The organism is Paenibacillus cookii (assembly GCF_018333375.1).
Classification (GTDB): Bacteria; Bacillota; Bacilli; order Paenibacillales; family Paenibacillaceae; genus Paenibacillus_AQ; species Paenibacillus_AQ cookii.
In genome coordinates, this window is sequence record NZ_BORW01000001.1 from 269,028 (window position 1) to 289,162 (window position 20,135).

The following is a 20,135-nucleotide window of genomic DNA, read 5'->3' on the forward strand; positions in this document are numbered from 1 at the left end:
CAAGGAGTTCATGCTTTTTAACGTTTTTGGACCTGAAAAAAAGAACCGGCTTATTCCGCCTTCTTGTTGTTCAGCGCCTCGTAAAGGATCGCCAAATTGCGTTCGAGCTGGCTGACAAGCTGTTTGCCTGCCGCCTCGGGGAGCAGCCCTGCTCTGACCGCGAAGTCGACTTCTCTCGAAAATCCGTACATCTGGGTGTCCAGCACTTCCTCATAGAGAGGGCAATAGCGGGTTGCCAGATTCTCCATTTGTACTTCGATAAGCTTCTGTATTTTATCTGCATCTTCTTGTAGAAGACTGATTGCTTTCATGTTCAACTGTTCCTGCAGCTCAGAAGAAGTCATGCATCTTCCCCCCTATGTCCAAAAGTCACACCCTTGTTCTCTTCTTTAATATTAGACGAAATCAGAGCCCAATACAAGAACATCGTAATAAAAACGTCCACCGGCGCACCTTCGCCCAAACCGGACCGCTTTAATCCGAAGCATCATTGGGAAAAATAGTTTGCATGTTCGTGAAAGACCGCTTAAAAAAAGCGCCCTGCCGCATGGGCAGAACGCTTTCTTTAGAATCATTATTCTTCTACGACTTCGACTTTCAGGCCGTGTTTCGCGAATACTTCTTTCATAGCCGCTTTCGCCTCATCCGCATCCGGTCCATGAACATGGAGTTCATAGCCTTTATTGCTTACAAGGGTCGTAAACAAACCCAGAATGCTTTTGACATCAATGTACTTGTTGTCTGCCTGAAGCACAATGGAAGAAGTAAACTTGCCCGCTGTTTGGGCGATTTCCACTACAGCTGCGTTATTACTGGACATTGTGATCCCTCCGTAGCTTTTGGTATCAGGTATTATATTCATGCTGCCAATTTCATGATACATTGAATCCGCTTTCCTGTGCAAGGGATTTCTGGTTCGTTTTCGAAGATTACACCAACTGGTCGGGGTTGAGGCCTTTCAGTTCGTCGATTACGAACAGTCCGTCCTTGCGGATCAGCACGTCGTCAAAATAAATTTCGCCGCCGCCGTAATCCGGGCGCTGGATCAAAACGATATCCCAGTGGATCGACGAACGATTGCCGTTGTCGCAATCCTCGTAGGCTTGCCCCGGCGTAAAATGGATGCTGCCCGCGATTTTTTCGTCGAACAGGGTATCCTTCATCGGATGCAGGATGTACGGGTTAAAACCGATCGCAAACTCGCCGATGTAACGGGCGCCTTCGTCGGAATCGAGGATTTGGTTCAAGCGCTCGGTATCGTTGCTTGTCGCTTCGACGATCTTTCCGTCTTTAAACGTGAACTTGATGTTTTCGAAGGTGATGCCTTGATATACGGTGCTGGTGTTGTAGCTGATCGTGCCGTTGACGGAATCGCGGACGGGCGCGCTGTACACTTCGCCGTCGGGGATGTTTTTTTCGCCCGCGCATTTGGTCGCCCCGATCCCTTTGATCGAAAACGTCAAATCGGTGCCCGGACCGACGATCCGGACTTTGTCCGTTTTTCTCATCAGCTCGGCCAGGGGATCCTGCGCTTTGTCCATTTTGGCGTAATCCAGGTTGCACACGTCGAAGTAGAAATCCTCGAAGGCTTCGGTGCTTTGATTGGACAGCTGCGCCATGCTCGCGTTCGGATAGCGCAGAACGACCCATTTCGTATGGTTGACGCGCTGCCCGCTGTGAACGGGATGATTGTACAGGCGGTTAAACAAACGCATTTTGTCGTCCGGCACGTCCGCGAGGTCGTTTACGTTTTCGCCGGAACGGATGCCGATGTAGCAGTCCATTTTTTTCATGCGTTCCAAATCGTATTCCGCCCACGTTTTAACCATTTCTTCGGTTGCGTTCATGAGCATCGCGCGCTGCACCCCTCTGTCCGTCAATTCGACGAACGGGTTGCCCCCGCGTTTATGTACCTCTTCGATCACGGCTTTCAGCAAATCCCGCTCCGAGCCGATCATTTCGACCAGGACATTTTCGCCCGGCTGTACGTTTACCGAATAACCCACCAGGTTTTCGGCAAGCTTCTGAATTCTAGGATCTCGCATCTGTTTATTCCTCCTAAAAATCCGTGCAGTATATTTTTTTGAACAAAGGTTAATTTATTCGTCCTCTATTGTAGCACTTTCTTCCGGCTTCAAACAGTAAGAAAACGCCGATCGGCCCACTTCGCGGGATGAACCGCGGCGTCTAGCGGTATGTTTAATCCATCGACCAAAGGAGCCGCACCCCCGTCATGGGTGAAAAGCGACGTCGTTGACCATCTGTTCATGTTCCTCCCGATGATGCAGATTGAGGTAGCGTATATCGCTCTCGGAAGAAAGCTTGACCGGAAAGCCGGTCCGTTTGTCGATCGTCAAATAATACACCATTTCGACTTCCGCGTGTTCGAGCATTTGCTTCATTTGGCCGTTACCCTTGTTCCATACGTCGGTCAGCCGGCGCTTTTCCTTGGCGGAAAGCCCCTGGCCGGATTCCTCTGCCTGCTTCCGGACCGCATCCATCTCGGTTTCCAGCTGCTCGGCAAGCCACTGTTTGGCGGCCGGCGGGGTAAGCTCGATCCGGAGCACCTTCGTTCCGCGGGCCGCTCCCGAAGCCTCCCTGATCTGCTTCGGCAGCTTGTCGATCGCGTCGAGTTGCGCGAGCGGATTAAAGCGGGCCAAGGAGGTGCCCAGCGCCGCGCTGCCCTCGCTGAACAGATGAACCCAATGGCCGTCCTGCCGCCGGAATCCGGATTCGGCCGCATGGTAGCTGCTGGTTCGCATCGCATTCGATGCATTCTTGCCGGCGGCTTGCGCAGGCAGCATGCTGCGGATCGTCAGCTTGTCGTGTTCGGTCAGGATCCCCTCGTAGGCCAAGCTTTCCCGAAAGCCCTTTTCCGATTGGGTTCGTACGGCCGCTTCCCCGCTAAACTTGAAGGAATCGATGCCGGCTAACCCGCCGAGCGTCTGCTTGAACCACGCTTCCGGACTTTTTTGGTTTTGGAACATGCCGCACCCCGTCAACCCCAAACATATGCACAGCCATACGGCGAAGCCGCGGCAGAATCTCCTTTTTTTCATAAGGCATCCCTCTTCTCGGACTTTTGGGCTTAGGCTTGCCTGTGCCGCAAACGATTATGCAGCCGTCGTCCGAAAACGGGCCGCCCGGGACGCCCCCGAACGATTATCTTTGCGCAAAAAAAAGAGCGCCTGCTGCTTGGCACAGATCGCTCTTTCTCATTCGTGCATGTCTTCGATTTGAATTTGGTTGCGCCCGCTGTTTTTGGCGCGGTACAACGCCATGTCGGCTCTGTAAAACAGGCTGTCCACGCTGATGTGCTTGTCGAGGATGCACCATTCGGCAATGCCGCTCGACACGGTCACGCCGGGATTGGTCTCCCGCGCCACCCGCGTCCGGATCGTTTCCGCCACCTTCATCGCCTGATGAAGGCCGAGCTGCGGCAAATATACCGCAAGTTCTTCGCCGCCCCATCTTGCGGGAATATCGACGGGCCGGATGGACGTTTTCAAAATTTCGCTGACCTGCTTCAAAATTTTGTCGCCTTTTTGATGGCCGTAGGTATCGTTGACCTGCTTGAACTGGTCGATGTCCACGACGATCAGGGAGCCGCAAAAATCTTTGGCCTGCGAATCCTGGATCGCTTCGTCGAGATAATGTCGGGCATACATGTCGGTCAGCATATCGCGGTTCGCCATGCGCCTGAGCTCGGCATGCAACAGAGCGTTGCTGACGGACAGCCCGATATGGCTGGCCAGCGTTTGGAGCAGGCGGTAATTGTCGTAGGAGAAAAAATGCGGGCTGCGATGCGTCAGCAAAACGGCTCCGATCACCTTGCCGTTGACGCTTAACGGCGTAGCGATCAGCGATTGCGAACCGGTCACTTCCATCAGTTTGGACGATACCTTGGTGTTCAAATGGTAATCCGATAAAATGATCGGTTCCTTTTTTTCGTATACCAGTCCGCCGAAGCCGTAATCTTTGCTGAAAAGGTCCCGCGAAAGCGACGGCTCGTTGCACGACATGACCTCGAGCATGTTTCGTTCCTCATTCAATTGAAGGAAGCAGCAATAATCCGCGTTAAAAATATTGAGCAGTTCCCCCGTCGCGAGTTTGTAGATGTCCGCGAGCTGCAGGCTTTGATTAAGCCGCTGCGTCAGTTCGTTGATCAGCCGGAGCTCATGGATCAGCAAATTGGATTGCTCGTACAGCTTGGCATTTTCAAAGGCGTTGCCGGCGGTATCGATCATCATCGTAATGAGCTGCAGATCCAGATCTTCCTTCAGTTCGCGGGTCATTTTCAGATGGAACACGCCGTAAATGCCCTGCTTGCCCCCGAACGGAATGGCGATCTCGGCCTCATCCCGTCCCTCCATGCCCTCCTGAACCGTCAATCTTCCGTCCATAAAAGCCCGCACGCAAATGTCTTCGCCCCACGGGTGGAACACCAGCGGCCTCACCCTCGGGTTGTGGTGCTCGTGATCCTGGGACATCATGAGGCTGAGCTCAATGGAAGGATACAGGATCGCGATGCTGTCGAGCACTTCGGTGATCACCGTATCCACGTCGATTTGGTCATGCATCCGCTGCATGATTTGGAACAGGATCGATCTGCGGCTGGCCTCGCGTTCCGCATTTTTTTGAACCTTCATGACGTCGGACACGAATATGTATTCATAGCGTCTGAAAAAACAAGAGCGGTAATGCAGCGCGGTCGCATGGACGGCATCGGTCCCTCCGCTGCTTCCGTCCTTCGGAAGCACGCAAGCAAGCACGGCAACAAGCAGCTGCCCGTTCCGCGACAGTATGGGCACGAGGCATACCGTTCGTCCGGCGAATCCATAACGGCCGGATGGTCCGATATCGCCGCAAACCGTTTCATGCGATGCCAGGCAGCGCTTCAAAAGGTCCGGGCAATGCGCGGCAAGCAGTTCATGGACCGCCGTCTCGCCGCATGCGTAAGCGCCCTCGTGATCGGCGACGGCCCATTCGGATTGCTGCGAAAAAGGCAGCGCCCCCGTCTCCTTTCGCCAATCCTCGAAGGATTGCTGCAGGACCTCCCGAACGTAAGGCAAGTCATGGCCGGTGATGTCCATCTCCTTCAACCATAAATGAGAAGACTCGCTCGGAGACGCCGTTTCGATATGGGTCTGAAACAAACTTTGATGTTTGGAAAAATCCTGTTGATGTTCTGGCATTAGCAGGCGCTCCTTTACACCGTGTTAAAAGGTGTCGCACGGCACCATGGTGGTCGAAATAAGCGGTAAATCTTCAAAAACTTTCATAATACCCTTATTCTACTCTCTTCAAACCGATTTTGCATCAAAATTTCAGAGATTTTGTCCTACTTTTTTAGGACCATAGGCCTATCGACAAAATTAGATGTTTCTCGATATTTCTCAGGACTTGACTTTGCCATGAGCATTCGTTTAAAATCTATTGATGAACAAGACTGTATTCAGTCTGAATTTGGGCGTAACGTTGTGTCACCCTCTCGCGGTTTGTTGCTGATCGAACAGCGGCTGAACTTTTCAATCAGGTGTTACTGCCGATAAGGCTAACACAATCAACTAACCCGGCGCAAATAGAGCCCTATTTCACATTAATATTTGAAAATAAAGGAGTCTACTATAACATGGCACGTTACACTGGTCCTAAATTTAAACTGAGCCGCCGTTTGGGCATCTCCCTGAGCGGTACAGGCAAAGAATTGAAACGCCCGTTCCCTCCGGGACAACACGGTCCTAACCAACGGAGAAAAATGAGCAACTACGGCATGCAGCTCGCTGAAAAGCAAAAACTGCGCCACATGTACGGTTTGGGTGAAAAACAGTTCAGCACCCTTTTCCACAGAGCTCAAAAAATGCAAGGGATCGCCGGCGAAAACTTCATGTTCTTGCTGGAAAGCCGCCTGGACAACCTCGTTTACCGTCTTGGCTTCGCCAACTCCCGTGCAGGCGCTCGTCAGCTGGTTTCCCACGGTCACATCACCGTTAACGGGAAAAAAGTCAACGTTGCTTCCTACATGGTGAACATCGGCGACGTAATCGGTCTTCGCGAAAGAAGCCGCGGCCTCTCTTCCATCAAAGAAGCTTTGGAAAACCGCAGCCATCTTCCAGGCTACCTGGAATACAACGATGCGGCAATGGAAGGCAAATACATCCGTTTGCCTGAACGCGCTGAGCTTTCCCAAGACATCGACGAAAAACAAATCGTCGAATTCTACAACCGTTAATCTTTGCCTTAAAGAAAGCCTGGAACCTTCGGTTCCGGGCTTTTTGCTTTTTTCGCGAACTTTTCTGCTCGCCTGCTTTGTACGATTTGCCCTTCAAATATGTCAAATCTCACGAAAAAAAGCCCTCATTCGCTCCCTGCATTCAAAATCCGCAAATTATGCTATAATAGTTCCGTTAAAAGGAGGAACGCACGCGAATGGTTGAAAATAACAATAAAAAACCGGATAAGCAGCCAGCCACGAAACCGAGGCGGTCCTACGCCCGGGTCACGGGCCTGGTCATCCTCTGGCTGTTTGTCGTCGGACTGATGGGAGCCCTGTTCGTCGGAGGCACCGCCATGGGTTACGTCGCTTATATCGTCAAAGACGAACCCGTCCGCTCCAGGGAACTGATCGATCAGAAAATGGGTGAAAACGCCATCACCAGCTTTGCTTATTTTCGCGACCAACAGACGCCCATCGGTCAAATCCGCACGGATGAAGACCGGCGTCCCGTCGAATACAAGCAAATTCCGAAATTAGTCATCGATGCCGTCATATCCATAGAAGACAACCACTTTTTTGAACATAATGGCGTAGACATGAAGGGCACGCTGCGTGCCGTAAGGCAAAAGGTGCTGAAAGAATCCGTCCAAACCGGCGGCAGCACATTGACGCAGCAGTTGGCCAGACGCGTTTTCCTGAGCCTCGACAAGACCGATGACCGGAAGATCAAGGAGATATTGCTTGCGCTCCGCCTGGAGCGGTTCATGACGAAAGAAGAGATTCTGACCGCTTACCTGAATAAGGTGCCTTTCGGCAAGGGCGCCAGCGGATACAACTTGTACGGAATCAAAGCAGCTGCAAAGGGCATTTTTAATATCAATGATCTGAATCAGCTTAACGTCGCTCAGGCCGCTTACCTTGCGGGGTTGCCGCAGCTTCCGACCCGGTACTCCGCTTACAATTCCAAGGGCGATTTCAATCCGGACGCCTTCAAGCGGGCGCTGGACCGCCAGCACCTCGTGCTGCGCCGCATGCTGGAGGAAAACAAAATCACGGAAGCCCAGTACAAGGAAGCGATGGCCTTCGATATCCGCAAGGCGCTCGCTCCCCGCGTCGAAAAGGCGTATTCGACCTACCCTTACCTGATGATGGAGACCGAACGCCAGGCTTCGGAAATTTTGATGGAGCTGAATTTGAAAAACGCGGGCAAAGACCCGGAAGATCCGTCCGAAAGAGACAGCGATTTGCTCGAGGCGGCAAATCAACAGCTGAAGACCGGCGGATACCGCGTATACACCACCATCGATAAACGCGTTTATAATTCGATGCATAAAATCGGCGAAAACAAGGATAACTTCGGACCGGACAGCAAAACGAAAGGTCCTGAGCAAACGGCCGCCATGATGATCGACAACAAGACGGGCGCCATTTTGGGCATGCTCGAAGGCCGGGACTTCAACAAAGAACAGATGAACTACGCCACGCAGATGGTTCGCCAGCCGGGGTCGACCATGAAACCGATCGCCGCTTATCTGCCTGCCATCGAATCCGGCGCCATCCAGCCCGCAAGCATCCTGGACGACGCCCCGATCATTCTGAAGGACGGCCAAAAGGGATTCCACATCCCGAAAAACTCGACTTCGGGTTACAGCGGATTGATGACGGCGCGGAAAGCGTTGAACAAGTCCGTGAACACGATCGCCTTGAAGCTGTATAACAATGTCGTCGGCATCGACGCGGCATGGGCTTTTTCCAAAAAGCTCGGCATCACGACGATCCAAAAAGAGGATTATTCGGCCCAAACGGGCGTCCTGGGCGGTCTGAAGTACGGGGTCACCGTCGAAGAGCTGACGAACGCCTACAGCGCCATCGCCAACCAGGGTACGTTCAACGATGCTTATATGATCGAAAAAATCGTCGATTCGAACGGCAACATCGTTTACCAGCATGAATCCAAGCCTGTGCAGGCATTTTCGAAGCAGACCGCCTATCTGATGACCGATATGCTACGCACCGTCATTACGGACGGAACCGGCGATGTTGTCCGCAAAAACTACAAGCATTTCAAACAAATCCCGATCGTCGGGAAAACCGGTTCCACGCAAAACTATGCCGACGTTTGGTTTATGGGTTATTCGCCTGACGTCACGCTTGGCGTATGGGTAGGCTACAAGGAGCCGAAAAACACGCTGACGACCAAATCGGCCAGAAAGCGGGCCCAGTCCATATGGACGTTGATCATGAACGAAGTCGCTGAAAAGGAAGCGGATTTGTTCAAGACGGCGAAATTCGATAAACCCGAAGGCATCGTTTCCAAGACGGTTTCGGCCTATAGCGGTAAACTGCCGACTTCCTTAACCGATAAATTCGTGACCGATCTGTTTAACGTAAAATACGTGCCTAAAGCAAGCGATGACGCCATCGCCAAAGTCAAATACATCACGTACAACGGGGTCAACTACATTCCGAAGGATGGAACGCCTGAGGATATGCTGAAGGAAAAGGTCGTCATTAAACGCGAGAAACCGATTCCGGACCTCATCAAGGAGCTTGAAGCCGCATTCGCCAAAATGCGCGGAGGCCATGAGCCGCTTTCCTACTATATTCCGCGCGATGCCGGCGAGGATATGCCGACCGAAATCGATCCGCGGGTGGATGACGGCGCTCCTCCGGCTGCGCCAGGCAACGTCAGAATGGCATTGAACGGCAGCAGCGCAACGATTACGTTCAATCCATCCGGGCAATCGGATGTCGTCGGATACCGGCTGTACCGGTCCCAAAACGGCGGCGCTTTCCAAAATACGGGCAAAATCGTGCTGGCGGGCAATGCGACTTCATTCACCAGCCCTGCCGATGCCGGTTCCGCGTTTTATGTGACGGCGGTCGATGTCGCAGGCAAAGAATCGGCGCCAAGCGCAACGGTAAGCAGCCTCGGCGACGGAATGATCGGGCTCCCTGGAGACAACGGCGCAATCACGGACCCCGGCGCTCCGATCGTTCCAGGCACATCGGTCGACCCGGGCACATCGCTCGATCCGGGCGCCAATGGCCAGCAAATTCCGGGCCAATCCGTTACGGGTTCGGACGCGCAGCTGCAGGCGCCTGCTTCGCCTGTAAGCCTGCAGATTTCGCCGCTGGAAAACGGCATCCTGTTCCAATGGAATCCGTCCCGTCCTGAGGAAAAGGTGACGGAATACTACGTTTATTACAGCGAGAAACCCAATGGGTCCTACTCCAAAATCGGCTCCAGCCGCGAGCCCGGCTTCCAATATGCAGCAGCGGCGCCGGTAGCGGGTTATTTCCGGGTCACGGCCGTTAATTCGGCGGGGGAATCCCCTCCATCCCCGGCCTCGTATTTCGAGAAAAAATGACGGCCATCCAAGGCTTATTCTGCAAATCGCAGGGTAAGCTTTTTTTCTACGTTTTAAAGTCAATTTCCCAGAAAACGCTCCGTCCCGCCCCACCCTAACCCCCTGCTTCCCCGGCCATCGAACGGCTGCAATCCGGTAAACCGCCTGCTCAGGGATATCCCCTCCCAACAAAAAGAAACACCGGAACGAATGATCCGGTGCTTCCTGGATAAACGGTTTATGCGATTAATCCTCGATCGTGGACAGGTCGCCTGTCGGCAGGTTCAGCTCCCAAGCCTTGAGCACCCGGCGCATGATTTTGCCGGATCTCGTTTTCGGCAGCTTGTCGCGGAATTCGATCTCACGCGGCGCCGCGTGGGCGGAGAGTCCCTCTTTCACGAATTTATAAATTTCGTTTTTCAGCTCTTCGGATTCCTGATAACCTTCGCGGAGCGAGATAAACGCTTTGATGATTTCGCCGCGGGTAGCATCGGGCTTGCCGATGACGCCGGCTTCGGCTACCGCCGGATGTTCGACGAGCTTGCTTTCCACCTCAAACGGTCCGATCCGTTCGCCGGAGGAGTTGATGACGTCGTCGACGCGCCCCTGGAACCAGAAATACCCGTCTTCGTCCATGTAAGCCGAGTCGCCGGAAACGTACCAGCCCGGGATCCGGAAATATTCCTGATATTTGGCAGGGTTATTCCAGATCTGATTCATCATGGACGGCCAAGGCGTTTTGATGGCCAGGTTGCCCATCGTATACGGCGGAACCTCGTTGCCGTTGTCGTCGAGAATCGCGGCTTCCACGCCTGGAATCGGACGGCCCATCGATCCCGGCTTGATCGCCATCGATGGATAGTTACAGATCAAATGCCCTCCGGTTTCCGTCATCCACCACGTATCATGGATGCGCTGGCCGTAGACTTTATGTCCCCAGCGAACAACCTCCGGATTCAGCGGCTCCCCGACGGAAAGCACGTGGCGGAGGCTGCTCAGGTCGAATTGGGAAATGATGTCCGACCCTGCGCCCATCAGCATCCGGAATGCGGTAGGAGCGCTGTACCATACCGTTACTTTATTTTTAGCGATCGTGCCGTACCAATCCTGTGGACTGAAGCGTCCGCCGCGAATAACGTTCGTTGCGCCGTTCAGCCACGGAGCGAAGATGCCGTACGACGTGCCCGTCACCCAGCCCGGATCGGCGGTACACCAATAAATATCGTCTTCGCGCAGGTCCAGCACCATTTTGCCCGTGTAATAATGTTGAATCATGGCATTTTGCACATGGTAGACGCCTTTCGGCTTCCCGGTCGAACCCGAAGTGTAGTGCATGATCAAGCCGTCGTTCCGGTCGAGCCATTCGATGGAAAGGTCGGAAGAAGCTTCTTTCATTTCGCCGAAATAATCATGAATTTGTCCGTCTTCCTCAACTTGGTCCCCAACCACGAAAATATGCTTCAGCTCAGGCAGCTCGTCGCGCTTGACCCGGCCAAGCAGTTGGCTTGTCGTGACGAGCGCTACCGCGCCGCTGTCTTCCAGACGGTCTTTAACGGCCGTCTCCATAAACGCTTCGAACAACGGGCCGACGACGGCACCCACTTTCAGAATGCCCATGAGAGAAAAATAGAGTTCAGGACTGCGCGGCATAAAAATAAACACCCGGTCGCCTTTGCCGATCCCGTATTTGCGGAGAACGTTGCCGAACTTGTCGGATTGCTCCTTCAAATCGCCGAAGGTATAACTTTCGTCCCGCGCAGCGTCGCTATAGAGCAAAGCCTTTTTGTCGCCGCGGCCTTCCGCAACGTGACGGTCGATGGCCTCGTACGCCATATTGACCTTCCCGGTCGTGTACCAGCTGAAGTGCTTCTCGACTTCCTCCCATTGGAATTTCGAGCGGGCTTCTTCATAATCGCCCAGGTTGGACGTTGTGGCGACGCTTGGTAAAATTTCGTTTTGATTTTGATCCATTTCTTTCATCCTCCCTCTGTTTCTCCCAAAAATTGATAGGGCAGCGCTTACAATTTGTATGAGTTCATGCCATAATGACAACATACACACGCAATCAGTCTTCAAAACCTTTTTCCGATGATTCCGATAAGCGAAAAACATGATACAGCAGGTCTGGCAGATGTAAAGATCAAAAATTGTGACTGTTTTTTGTCAGAAATCATTATAACATAGGATGAAAATTCCTGCCATCGCTTTTCATTTAATTGTTTTTTTGCTATAAGTAGGTTAGAAGCCGAAAGGAGCGTCCAGATGGAACACCTGAAATTGTACCATGTCGAAACCGTGCCTCTTGGCGAGCGCTGCTTGGTCGTTGAAGGCCCCGTGCCGCCCGGAAGATTGTCCGAGTTAACCATGCACCCCGACCTCGATGCGTTCCGCCGTCCGAAAGACCAGCACGAAGCGCTGATCGAAATCGCCGGGCTTGCGGAGGGAAGGATCATCATCACCCGCGAGGAAAACATCATCGTCGGCTACGTCACCTTCCATTATCCGGACGAGCAAGAGCGCTGGTCCCAAGGCCATATGGAGGATTTGATCGAGCTTGGCGCCATCGAGGTGGCCAACGATTACCGGTCGCTGGGCCTCGGCCAGAAGATGATCAAAACCGCCTTCGAAGGCGGGCAAATGGAACAATATATCGTGTTCACGACGGAATATTATTGGCATTGGGATTTAAAAAGCAGCGGGCTGAACGTATGGGATTACCGCAAAATGATGGAACGGCTGATGAAGGTCGTCGACATGGTCTGGTACGCGACCGACGATCCGGAAATTTGCTCGCATCCGGCCAACTGCCTTATGGTCCGGATCGGCCGGGATGTTCCGATTTCGTCGAAGGAGCAGTTCGACCGCATCCGTTTTCAGCAGCGTTTCATGTATTAGCCCGAGCTTTGGCAAAATCCATCTCATAAAACACACGGCTGTCCCCTGCCGAGCGCCGCTCTCGTCCGGGACGGCTTATTTGTTATGCGCTCAATGGCCGGCAGCCCCCCTCTTCTGGTCCGCCGCATCTTCCAACGGCAAACAAGCCGCCCGGGGTTGGGGCCAACCTTGCCGGGCAGCTTGTTCGCTGATGAGCCGATTTTACATTTGCCGAAGCATATCATCCAAAATGGCATGCGAACGGCGCGAAGACGCCACCGTAAACTCGGCGAAGTTGGCATGCGCCGAACCGTCGGCTTTGTCCGACATGGAACGGATGACCACGAACGGCACGCCGTTCATGTAACAAACCTGGGCGACCGCCGCCCCTTCCATCTCGACGCACGCCCCCTGCAGATGTTCATAGAACCAGGAGACCTGTTCCACGCTGGCGATAAATTGATCGCCGGAGAGCACCCGTCCGACGCGGAAATTCACTTCGCCAAGCGTGCTGCACGCCTTTTCGGCAAGCGCGACCAGCGCCTTGTCGGCTTGAAAAACGGAAACCTCCTGATAAGGGATGACCCCGCGTTCGAAACCGAGCGCCGTCACGTCCATATCATGCTGAAGGCATTCGGAGGAAATGACGATGTCGCCGATGTTAAGCTCCGGATGAACGGCGCCTGCGACGCCCGTGAACAACACTTTCGATACGCCGAAAAAGTCGATCAAAATTTGCGTCGTCACCGCGGCGTTCACTTTCCCGACTCCCGATTTGCAGACGATGACGTTTTTGCCGTGGAATGTCCCTTTATGATAGCGGACTCCGGCCTTCTCCACCGTTTCCGAGCCGTTCATCCCGGCCAGCAGCAGCTCGACCTCCTCGTCCATCGCTCCAATGATTCCGATTGTTTCCGGCATCTTGCATTCTCCCTTTTCCTAAATTTCGGTTTCCAGACCGATATGTGAAAAAAAGCTCCCGCAAGGAAGCTTTTTTTCAGCGTAACATAACCTTTTTCATATCGTTTCTATTTCTTATTCGTTCACGTGGCTGACGGATAAACGCAAAATCGTCTCATGCGGCAAAATAACCCGGGGGTTGTCCACGTTTTCCTTTTTCATCAGCTTGGTCAGCAGACGCATGGCCACCGCGCCAAGATCGTACATCGGCTGAGCAACCGTTGTCAGCAGCGGACGAACCATGGAAGCCATACGCGTATTGTCGACGCTGATCACGGAGAAATCGTCAGGCACTTTCAGCCCTTCGTCCTGGATGCTGTGAATGGCGCCGATCGCCATTTCGTCCGTTGCCGCAAAGATAGCCGTCGGCTTTTTCTTCAGCCCGAGGAAATATTTCATGGCTTCGACGCCGGACTCGTAGCGGTAGTTACCGATGCGGACAAGGTCCTCCTGGTATTCGATTCCCGCGTTCTCCAGCGCTTTTTTGTACCCTTGGAAACGGGAGTACCCGTTGGCAGGGTCCTGAAGCGTGCCGCTGATCATCGCGATTTCGCGGTGGCCGTGGCGGATGAGCGTGTTGACAGCGTCAAATGCCGCCGCTTCATGGTCGATATCCACGGAAGGATAGGTTCCCTGTTCATCCCGCGTCGCGCAAAGCACAATCGGTACGGCGGAGGTTTGGAATGCCTGAATATGCTCTTCCGTTACGGTTCCGCCCATGAACAGCAAGCCGTCGACCTGTTTCTCGAGCAGCGTGTTGATGACGCGAATTTCTTTTTCCTTCTTCTTATCGGCGTTACACAAAATGATATTATAGTGGTACATGTTGGCGATATCTTCGATGCCCCGGGCGATTTCCGCAAAAATAGAGTTCGAGATATCGGGAATGACTACCCCGACCGTCGTCGTTTTTTTGCTGGCAAGGCCTCTTGCCACCGCATTAGGGCGATATCCCAAACGTTCGATTGCTTCATATACTTTTTTCCGGGTCTGAGGCTTCACGTTGGGGTTGTTGTTTACAACCCGCGATACCGTTGCCATCGATACGCCTGCTTCACGTGCCACATCGTAAATGGTTACCGTCAAATTCCTTCTCTCCATTGCCAATAAATTTTCACTCGTCAACCCATTAAAATTATGATACGACAAATTGTCGCATTCTGCAATGATAACGCTTTACTATCCTTTCAGGTGCTGTTTCAAAGCATCTTCCGTGATATGAGAATGAGATGTATGCCAGACCGGCGCCTGATTTTTGACCAGAATCACCTGAGGGGATTCATGCTGCACGCCAAGCAGATCCGCCGCTTCCAGCGAGACCGGGCGATCCTCGACCACATGGATTAATGCGTATTCTACGGCTTCGTTCGGCTCGTTTTGCAAGTATGACATCATCTGTTGATAGGCCCCGGCGCTGATCGGGCAGCGCGTGCTGTGCTTGAACAGGAGCAAAGGCTTTTCGTCCGAAGCAGCCAATGCGGAATGCAGCTGCTGGCTAGTAGTCAGTTTGGTCATCGTCGCCATTTGATATACATCTCCTTTTTTCGATTCATTCCTCCTTCTATCGTATCAAAAACTTCGTGAAAAATCCAACGAACTATGAAAATAATTCTGAAATTTTTTTGTTTTCATACATCGGCATGAAATACATTCATTTCCGGCAGGATGACAGACAGCTGCGAAAGGCGCTGGCGTATGTCCGATACCCATTGATCGTCGCGCATGCCCTCGGCCAATCTATACATATCCAAGAGGAGGTTGATCCGCCCCTCGATTTCGTCTTCGAATTTTGCGTGCAGCCTGTCATCGGGACAATCCTCATCGGCCAGCACGTCGTAAATGACGCCGGCCAGTTCATGGTGGTCCGTCATCGAAAAGCTCGTTTTTCCCGGATCGGACCCCAGCAAATCGATGCATCTCTTCAAGTCCGACCGCATGGAAGGTATAAGTTCGTACGTCATACATTGATCGCAAACCAGTACGGGGACATGGCGGATCGTCACGCTCCGGCTGTATTTGACCGTCCGAAGCTCCAGTTTCAGGCTTTGCTCGCAGTTGCATTTCATTGACACAATACCCCACCTCAATCTCTCTCTTCTATCTGTCTACTCGGATGAGTGCCGATACCGGCTGATGTTGGTATTCGCCTCTGCAGGCCGCGATTCCTCCCTGCTTGGGCCAGCTGTTTTATTTACCAAAAAGCCCATCTCTTTCATATCGGCCGGTTCCCAGCAGAATTGGTATCCGGTTGATGTAACCTTCAGAAAGACAGCTCGCAGTTAGCGGAAGAACGGGAGCGGAGATGAAAGCCCTTCGCTTTTCCGAAGCCTGTCACTTTTCGCCGAAAAAAAACCCGGCACTCGAAATGAATGCGGGGTTTCATGCGTTTTTATCATTAATCGATTGCAGCTTCAACCTCACGAAACGTGGGTGTCTTTTCCTTCATCCTTCCGGCGCGCTTGGTTCTCGAAACGGCTGGATTCGTTAAATTCGGTCAGCAGCCTTTCGATTTCGCCGTTCGTGGTCAGCTTATAACATTCCTCGGCGACAGCGCGCGCCTCTTGGGCCGACGTGTTCAAAATCCGGTGCTTCACCCGGAGCAGCGATTGGATCGACATGCTCAAATCGTGAACGCCTAGCGCGATCCAGAGCGGTATGGAACGTTCGTCCCCCGCCATCTCCCCGCACACGCTGACGGGAATGCCCGCATCGCGCGCCGCTTCCACGATCGTGCGCAGCATGCGGAGGATCGCCGGGTGGTAAGGATGATACATATGGGCGATCTGTTCGTTCATCCGATCCACCGCGAGCACGTATTGAACCAGGTCATTCGTGCCGATGCTGAAAAAATCGCATTCCTTGGCGATCAAATCCGCGATCGTGACGGCCGCAGGGACTTCGATCATGACACCGACCGGAATCTCGGGATCGTACGGAATGCCCCTTGCATCCAAATCGGCCATGGCGCGGCGCAAAATCTCGTTGGCTTGTCTCACTTCATCCACCGAGGAAATCATCGGATACATGATTTTGGTTTTGCCGTAGGCGCTAGCGCGCAAAATCGCCGTCAGTTGCGTCTGGAAAAGCTCCTGGCGTTCCAGGCTGATCCGGATCGCGCGGAAGCCGAGGAAAGGATTGTCCTCCTGCGGCAGCGGAAAATAATCGAGCTGCTTATCCCCGCCGATGTCCAGCGTCCGGATGACCGTGTGGCGTCCCTCCATTTTCCGAACAATCTGAAGGTAAACCTGGAACTGCTCCTCCTCGCTCGGGAAGTTCGCGCGATCCATGTACAAAAACTCCGTCCGGAAGAGCCCCACGCCAAGGGCCCCGTATTTCACGGCCATGTCGAGTTCCTTTACCGAGCTGATGTTGGCCGACAAACGCATCTCCGTGCCGTCTTTCGTGACGGCTTCGACCGAGGCGAGCAGCTCCAGCCGTTCCTTGCGGACCTGCTGCTCCACCCGCGTGCATTCGAACTGGTCGACGGTTTTTTTGTCCGGATTGACGAACAGCTTGCCGGAATCGCCGTCCATCACGATCAGATCCCCCGTTTGAATCGGTTCGGCAAGTTTCCCCTCGATGCCGGCCACGAGCGGAATGCCAAGCGCCCGTGCCATGATCGAGGCGTGGGACGTTTTGCCGCCCACCATCGTGACGACGCCCAGGACATGGGCCGGATTCAAATGGGCGAGCTGGGACGGGGACAACTCCTTCACGACAAGCACGTAAGGCTGCGTATCCGAAGGAAGCGTAATTTCCGGCGCGCCAAGCAGATGCTTCAACAGGCGGTTGCCGACGTCCTTGATGTCCATCGCCCGCTCCTTCATATATTCGTCGTCCAGCAGGTCGAACATCGTAACAAAGTGGTCGATCGCTTCCTTCACCGCGACTTCGGCCGCCTTGTACTGCCGTTCGATGACGCCCTGGATTTCGTTCATGAACACGGGATCGTCCAGAATCGCCAAATGCGCATCGAAGATGCTGGATTCCTCTTCCCCGACGATATCGCGGAACTCGTTTTTGATATATTCGATTTCGTTTTTGGAGGTGCGTATCCCTTCATACAGCCGCTCAAACTCATTGGCCAGATCAACTGCGTCTATGCCGGTTTCGGGCAGATCCCATTCCCAGTTCGGCAGGACGAATGCTTTTCCAATTGCGATGCCGGCAGATGCTCCGATACCTTGAATCATGTTTCCAAACCTCCAACATTTCTGTCGTGTAATACTACGGACATGACCGACGTCTGTCCTTTTTTGACCGTTTTGAACGGCGCGAAGCTCCAGGATTTGACGCGGTCCGGATTCGTAATGACCATCGGCGTCGCGATCGATGTCGCATGGGCCTTGATGTAGGCCAGGTCGAATTTGACGAGCAGCTGACCCGGCTCGACGGCATCCCCTTCCTTCACGACCGCCGAAAAATGCCCTCCCTTAAGCTGGGAGGTGTCGATCCCGATATGAAGCAGCACTTCGAGGCCGTCCGGCGTCGAGATGCCGATGGCATGCATCGTAGGATAAACGTGCACGATCGTTCCATAAACAGGCGAGACCAGTTCCCCGCGCTCCGGCATGAAGGCGACCCCGTCGCCGACCAGCTTCGCCGCGAAAATCTGATCCGGCACTTCCTCGATCGGAAGCATCCGGCCCTGCACCGGCGCGCTGAAAAGCACGCGCGGCAGGTCCCGCTGGAGCAGTTTGTTGACTTCCTCGCGGATCAGTTCGGAATACGTGCCGAACACCACTTGGACGTTTCCTCCGCCAAGCTTGATGAGGCCCGCCGACCCGAGCAGCTTTAACGCATTGCCGTCCACGAGCCTGTCGTTTTTGACGGTCAGCCGCAGCCGGGTAATGCAGGATTCCACCTGTACGATGTTGTCCTTGCCGCCCAACGCTTCCAAAATAAGCGGCGCCTGGTAGGGAATGCTCCCCGCCCAATCCTCGAGGTTCGAACCTTCCTCCCGGCCGGGCGTCGGAATCTGGAACCTGCGGATCGCCCACCGGAACAGAAAATAATAGACAAAACCGTAGCCGATGCCGATCGGAATGAGCAGCCAGGCGTGATGGGACAGATGCAGGTTCAGGAAAAAATCGATGGCCCCCGCCGAATAGGAGAAGCCGTGATGGATATCCAGCTCGTAGGTAAGCCACATGGCCGCCCCGGATAGCACCGCGTGCAAAATGAACAAATACGGCGCCGCGAACAAAAACGCGAATTCGATCTGCTCGGACACCCCTGTTAAAAAGCATACGAGCGCCGCCGTCAAAAATGTCTTTTTGATCTTCGGCTTCAAGTCCTCGCGGGCTTCCTGGATGATCGCAAGCGCGATGGCCGGCAGCGCGAACATCATGATCGGGAACAACCCCGCCATATAGCCGCCCGCCGTCGGGTCGCCCGCAAAAAAGCGCGGCAGGTCGCCCTGCACGATATTTCCAGAAGGAGTCTGATAGGACCCCGCCTGAAACCAGAAAATGTTGTTGAGCAGATGATGCAGCCCAAACGCCGTCAGAACCCGGTACAAAATGCCGTACAAAAACAAGCCGAATCCGCCCAAATGGTTCATGAGCAGCGTCAGCTCGTCCAGCCCCTTCTGCAAATAAGGGGTGATGAACAGCAGCGCCCAGGAAAACAGCGTCGAAAACAACCCCATGAACAGAAGGACAAACCTTGAACCGCCAAAAAACTGCACCGCTTCAGGCAGTTTGATATGCTTGTATCGGTTCGAGGCGACGCCCGACAATATCCCGAAAAGCACGCCGATCAGCGTCGTGGGCTGTATATTGCCGCCGCCCATATGCCGCGTGATCTGGTCGTAGATAAACATGCCCGCAAGCGCCGCTAGTCCCGCCGGCCCGGCTTGGTTCGAAAGCCCCCAGGCGACGCCGACCGCAAACAGATACGGGAGGAAATAGAAGATGCCCTGTCCGGCCCACGTGCATACCTCAGCGACGTGAGGAAGACCCCATGCGGCCCAGGGAAGACTGCCTACGCTCAGCAAAATGGCGGCTGATGGAAGGACCATCGTGGGCAGTATAACCGCTCTTCCGAGCTGCTGCAGTGATCCGAGCCAATTCAAGAAAGGCACTCTCCTTTCAAAAACAGATCAGAAATTGCAAAGCCATGCTTACCGGTTCCTGCAAAATCTGCGCTATTTCAAATGGTAAGCTTAGATCGACATTTTGTCAAAAAGGATTTGCAAGATTCCGACCAAGCGGACAAGCGCCCTGAACGGGCAAAAAAACATCCCCGGGAAGCAAATCCCGGAGATGCCTGGCCTCGCAGGCCGAATTAACGGTGCCCAGACCGGTCCGGCTGCGTGATCGCCTCTTCCACTTTGATGCAGCGGTCCATGATGACTTTCATGCCGCTCTGCCCGGCGATAGCCGCCGCCTCATCGCTGACGATGCCGAGCTGCAGCCATAACACGTTCGCATGAATCCCGGCCGCTTCCCGCGCAACGTCCGCGCAATATTCGCTTCGGCGAAACACGTTGACGATGTCTACCGGCTCGGGAATATCTTTCAACGAAGCATAGCAGGTTTCGCCCAAAATTTGGCGTCCCGCCGCGTTCGGATTGACCGGGATGATGCGGTAGCCGCGGCCTTGCATCGCCTCGGCGATCATGTAGGAGGTCCGGTCCGGTTTATCGGACAGACCGACGACGGCTATATTTCCGGCCTGCTGCAGAATTTCCCTGATTTCGTCGCGCGTCGGATTTTCGAAAGCCATGTCTG

Annotated in this window: 16 protein-coding genes; 3 read left to right on the forward strand and 13 right to left on the reverse strand. The window is 53.7% G+C overall.

The genetic code is table 11. The annotated features are described in order from the left end of the window. Nucleotides 1-50: 50 nt before the first annotated feature. From KI367_RS01405 to KI367_RS01425, 5 genes are all read right to left on the reverse strand, one after another. On the reverse strand, nt 51-344 hold the full coding sequence (locus tag KI367_RS01405) for an Fpa/YlaN family protein (protein WP_036707656.1): 294 nt from the start codon (nt 342-344) through the stop codon (nt 51-53). Between the two features lie 230 nt (nt 345-574). Next, the gene (locus tag KI367_RS01410) at nt 575-820 is read right to left on the reverse strand and encodes an HPr family phosphocarrier protein (RefSeq protein ID WP_036707782.1); all 246 of its coding nucleotides are present in this window, start codon (nt 818-820) and stop codon (nt 575-577) included. 109 nt (nt 821-929) lie between these two features. After that, nucleotides 930-2,045 (reverse strand): aminopeptidase, encoded by a 1,116-nt coding sequence (locus tag KI367_RS01415; RefSeq protein WP_036707653.1) that lies wholly within the window; start codon nt 2,043-2,045, stop codon nt 930-932. 186 nt (nt 2,046-2,231) lie between these two features. After that, nucleotides 2,232-3,059 carry a hypothetical protein gene (locus KI367_RS01420; RefSeq protein ID WP_036707651.1) on the reverse strand — a complete coding sequence of 276 codons (828 nt, stop codon included), beginning with the start codon at nt 3,057-3,059 and terminating at the stop codon, nt 2,232-2,234. Nucleotides 3,060-3,215: 156 nt separating this feature from the next. Beyond that, nucleotides 3,216-5,195 carry a sensor domain-containing diguanylate cyclase gene (locus KI367_RS01425; protein ID WP_212947075.1) on the reverse strand — a complete coding sequence of 660 codons (1,980 nt, stop codon included), beginning with the start codon at nt 5,193-5,195 and terminating at the stop codon, nt 3,216-3,218. 437 nt (nt 5,196-5,632) lie between these two features. Between KI367_RS01425 and rpsD the strand changes: the two genes are divergently transcribed. Further along, entirely contained in the window at nt 5,633-6,232 is a 600-nt protein-coding gene (gene rpsD, locus KI367_RS01430; RefSeq protein WP_212947082.1) for a 30S ribosomal protein S4, read from the forward strand. A 197-nt stretch (nt 6,233-6,429) separates the two neighbouring features. Beyond that, nucleotides 6,430-9,588, forward strand: coding sequence for a penicillin-binding protein 1A (locus KI367_RS01435; protein WP_212947084.1), 3,159 nt, complete (start codon nt 6,430-6,432; stop codon nt 9,586-9,588). 225 nt (nt 9,589-9,813) lie between these two features. Here KI367_RS01435 and acsA read toward each other — a convergent pair whose 3' ends face one another. Next, complete coding sequence (gene acsA, locus KI367_RS01440) at nt 9,814-11,538, reverse strand: acetate--CoA ligase (RefSeq protein WP_212947086.1); 1,725 nt, start codon at nt 11,536-11,538, stop codon at nt 9,814-9,816. Between the two features lie 291 nt (nt 11,539-11,829). Here acsA and KI367_RS01445 point away from each other — a divergent pair, with 291 nt between their 5' ends. Next, nucleotides 11,830-12,462 (forward strand): GNAT family N-acetyltransferase, encoded by a 633-nt coding sequence (locus KI367_RS01445; protein ID WP_036707640.1) that lies wholly within the window; start codon nt 11,830-11,832, stop codon nt 12,460-12,462. A gap of 201 nt (nt 12,463-12,663) precedes the next feature. Here the strand turns inward: KI367_RS01445 and KI367_RS01450 are convergent, their stop codons facing one another. From KI367_RS01450 to KI367_RS01480, 7 genes are all read right to left on the reverse strand, one after another. Beyond that, nucleotides 12,664-13,362 (reverse strand): 5'-methylthioadenosine/adenosylhomocysteine nucleosidase, encoded by a 699-nt coding sequence (locus KI367_RS01450; protein WP_212947088.1) that lies wholly within the window; start codon nt 13,360-13,362, stop codon nt 12,664-12,666. Nucleotides 13,363-13,476: 114 nt separating this feature from the next. Continuing rightward, nucleotides 13,477-14,487, reverse strand: coding sequence for a catabolite control protein A (ccpA, locus tag KI367_RS01455; protein ID WP_212947090.1), 1,011 nt, complete (start codon nt 14,485-14,487; stop codon nt 13,477-13,479). Nucleotides 14,488-14,580: 93 nt separating this feature from the next. After that, on the reverse strand, nt 14,581-14,925 hold the full coding sequence (ytxJ, locus tag KI367_RS01460) for a bacillithiol system redox-active protein YtxJ (protein WP_036707638.1): 345 nt from the start codon (nt 14,923-14,925) through the stop codon (nt 14,581-14,583). A 104-nt stretch (nt 14,926-15,029) separates the two neighbouring features. Next, nucleotides 15,030-15,473, reverse strand: coding sequence for a hypothetical protein (locus KI367_RS01465; RefSeq protein WP_156124515.1), 444 nt, complete (start codon nt 15,471-15,473; stop codon nt 15,030-15,032). Between the two features lie 345 nt (nt 15,474-15,818). Beyond that, the gene (gene ptsP, locus KI367_RS01470; protein ID WP_212947092.1) at nt 15,819-17,594 is read right to left on the reverse strand and encodes a phosphoenolpyruvate--protein phosphotransferase; all 1,776 of its coding nucleotides are present in this window, start codon (nt 17,592-17,594) and stop codon (nt 15,819-15,821) included. After that, nucleotides 17,591-19,477, reverse strand: coding sequence for a glucose PTS transporter subunit IIA (locus KI367_RS01475; RefSeq protein WP_212947093.1), 1,887 nt, complete (start codon nt 19,475-19,477; stop codon nt 17,591-17,593). The genes ptsP and KI367_RS01475 overlap by 4 nt, the downstream gene beginning before the upstream one ends. 212 nt (nt 19,478-19,689) lie before the next feature. Next, nucleotides 19,690-20,130, reverse strand: coding sequence for a CoA-binding protein (locus KI367_RS01480; RefSeq protein WP_212947094.1), 441 nt, complete (start codon nt 20,128-20,130; stop codon nt 19,690-19,692). Between the last annotated feature and the right edge of the window lie 5 nt (nt 20,131-20,135).

What these genes read in the sequence shown, in the direction of transcription:
- KI367_RS01405 (WP_036707656.1), bottom strand. Translation starts at nt 344, where the DNA reads ATGACTTCTTCTGAGCTGCAGGAACAGTTGAACATGAAAGCAATCAGT.
- KI367_RS01410 (WP_036707782.1), bottom strand. Translation starts at nt 820, where the DNA reads ATGTCCAGTAATAACGCAGCTGTAGTGGAAATCGCCCAAACAGCGGGC.
- KI367_RS01415 (WP_036707653.1), bottom strand. Translation starts at nt 2,045, where the DNA reads ATGCGAGATCCTAGAATTCAGAAGCTTGCCGAAAACCTGGTGGGTTAT.
- KI367_RS01420 (WP_036707651.1), bottom strand. Translation starts at nt 3,059, where the DNA reads ATGAAAAAAAGGAGATTCTGCCGCGGCTTCGCCGTATGGCTGTGCATA.
- KI367_RS01425 (WP_212947075.1), bottom strand. Translation starts at nt 5,195, where the DNA reads ATGCCAGAACATCAACAGGATTTTTCCAAACATCAAAGTTTGTTTCAG.
- rpsD (WP_212947082.1), top strand. Translation starts at nt 5,633, where the DNA reads ATGGCACGTTACACTGGTCCTAAATTTAAACTGAGCCGCCGTTTGGGC.
- KI367_RS01435 (WP_212947084.1), top strand. Translation starts at nt 6,430, where the DNA reads ATGGTTGAAAATAACAATAAAAAACCGGATAAGCAGCCAGCCACGAAA.
- acsA (WP_212947086.1), bottom strand. Translation starts at nt 11,538, where the DNA reads ATGGATCAAAATCAAAACGAAATTTTACCAAGCGTCGCCACAACGTCC.
- KI367_RS01445 (WP_036707640.1), top strand. Translation starts at nt 11,830, where the DNA reads ATGGAACACCTGAAATTGTACCATGTCGAAACCGTGCCTCTTGGCGAG.
- KI367_RS01450 (WP_212947088.1), bottom strand. Translation starts at nt 13,362, where the DNA reads ATGCCGGAAACAATCGGAATCATTGGAGCGATGGACGAGGAGGTCGAG.
- ytxJ (WP_036707638.1), bottom strand. Translation starts at nt 14,925, where the DNA reads ATGGCGACGATGACCAAACTGACTACTAGCCAGCAGCTGCATTCCGCA.
- ptsP (WP_212947092.1), bottom strand. Translation starts at nt 17,594, where the DNA reads ATGATTCAAGGTATCGGAGCATCTGCCGGCATCGCAATTGGAAAAGCA.
- KI367_RS01480 (WP_212947094.1), bottom strand. Translation starts at nt 20,130, where the DNA reads ATGGCTTTCGAAAATCCGACGCGCGACGAAATCAGGGAAATTCTGCAG.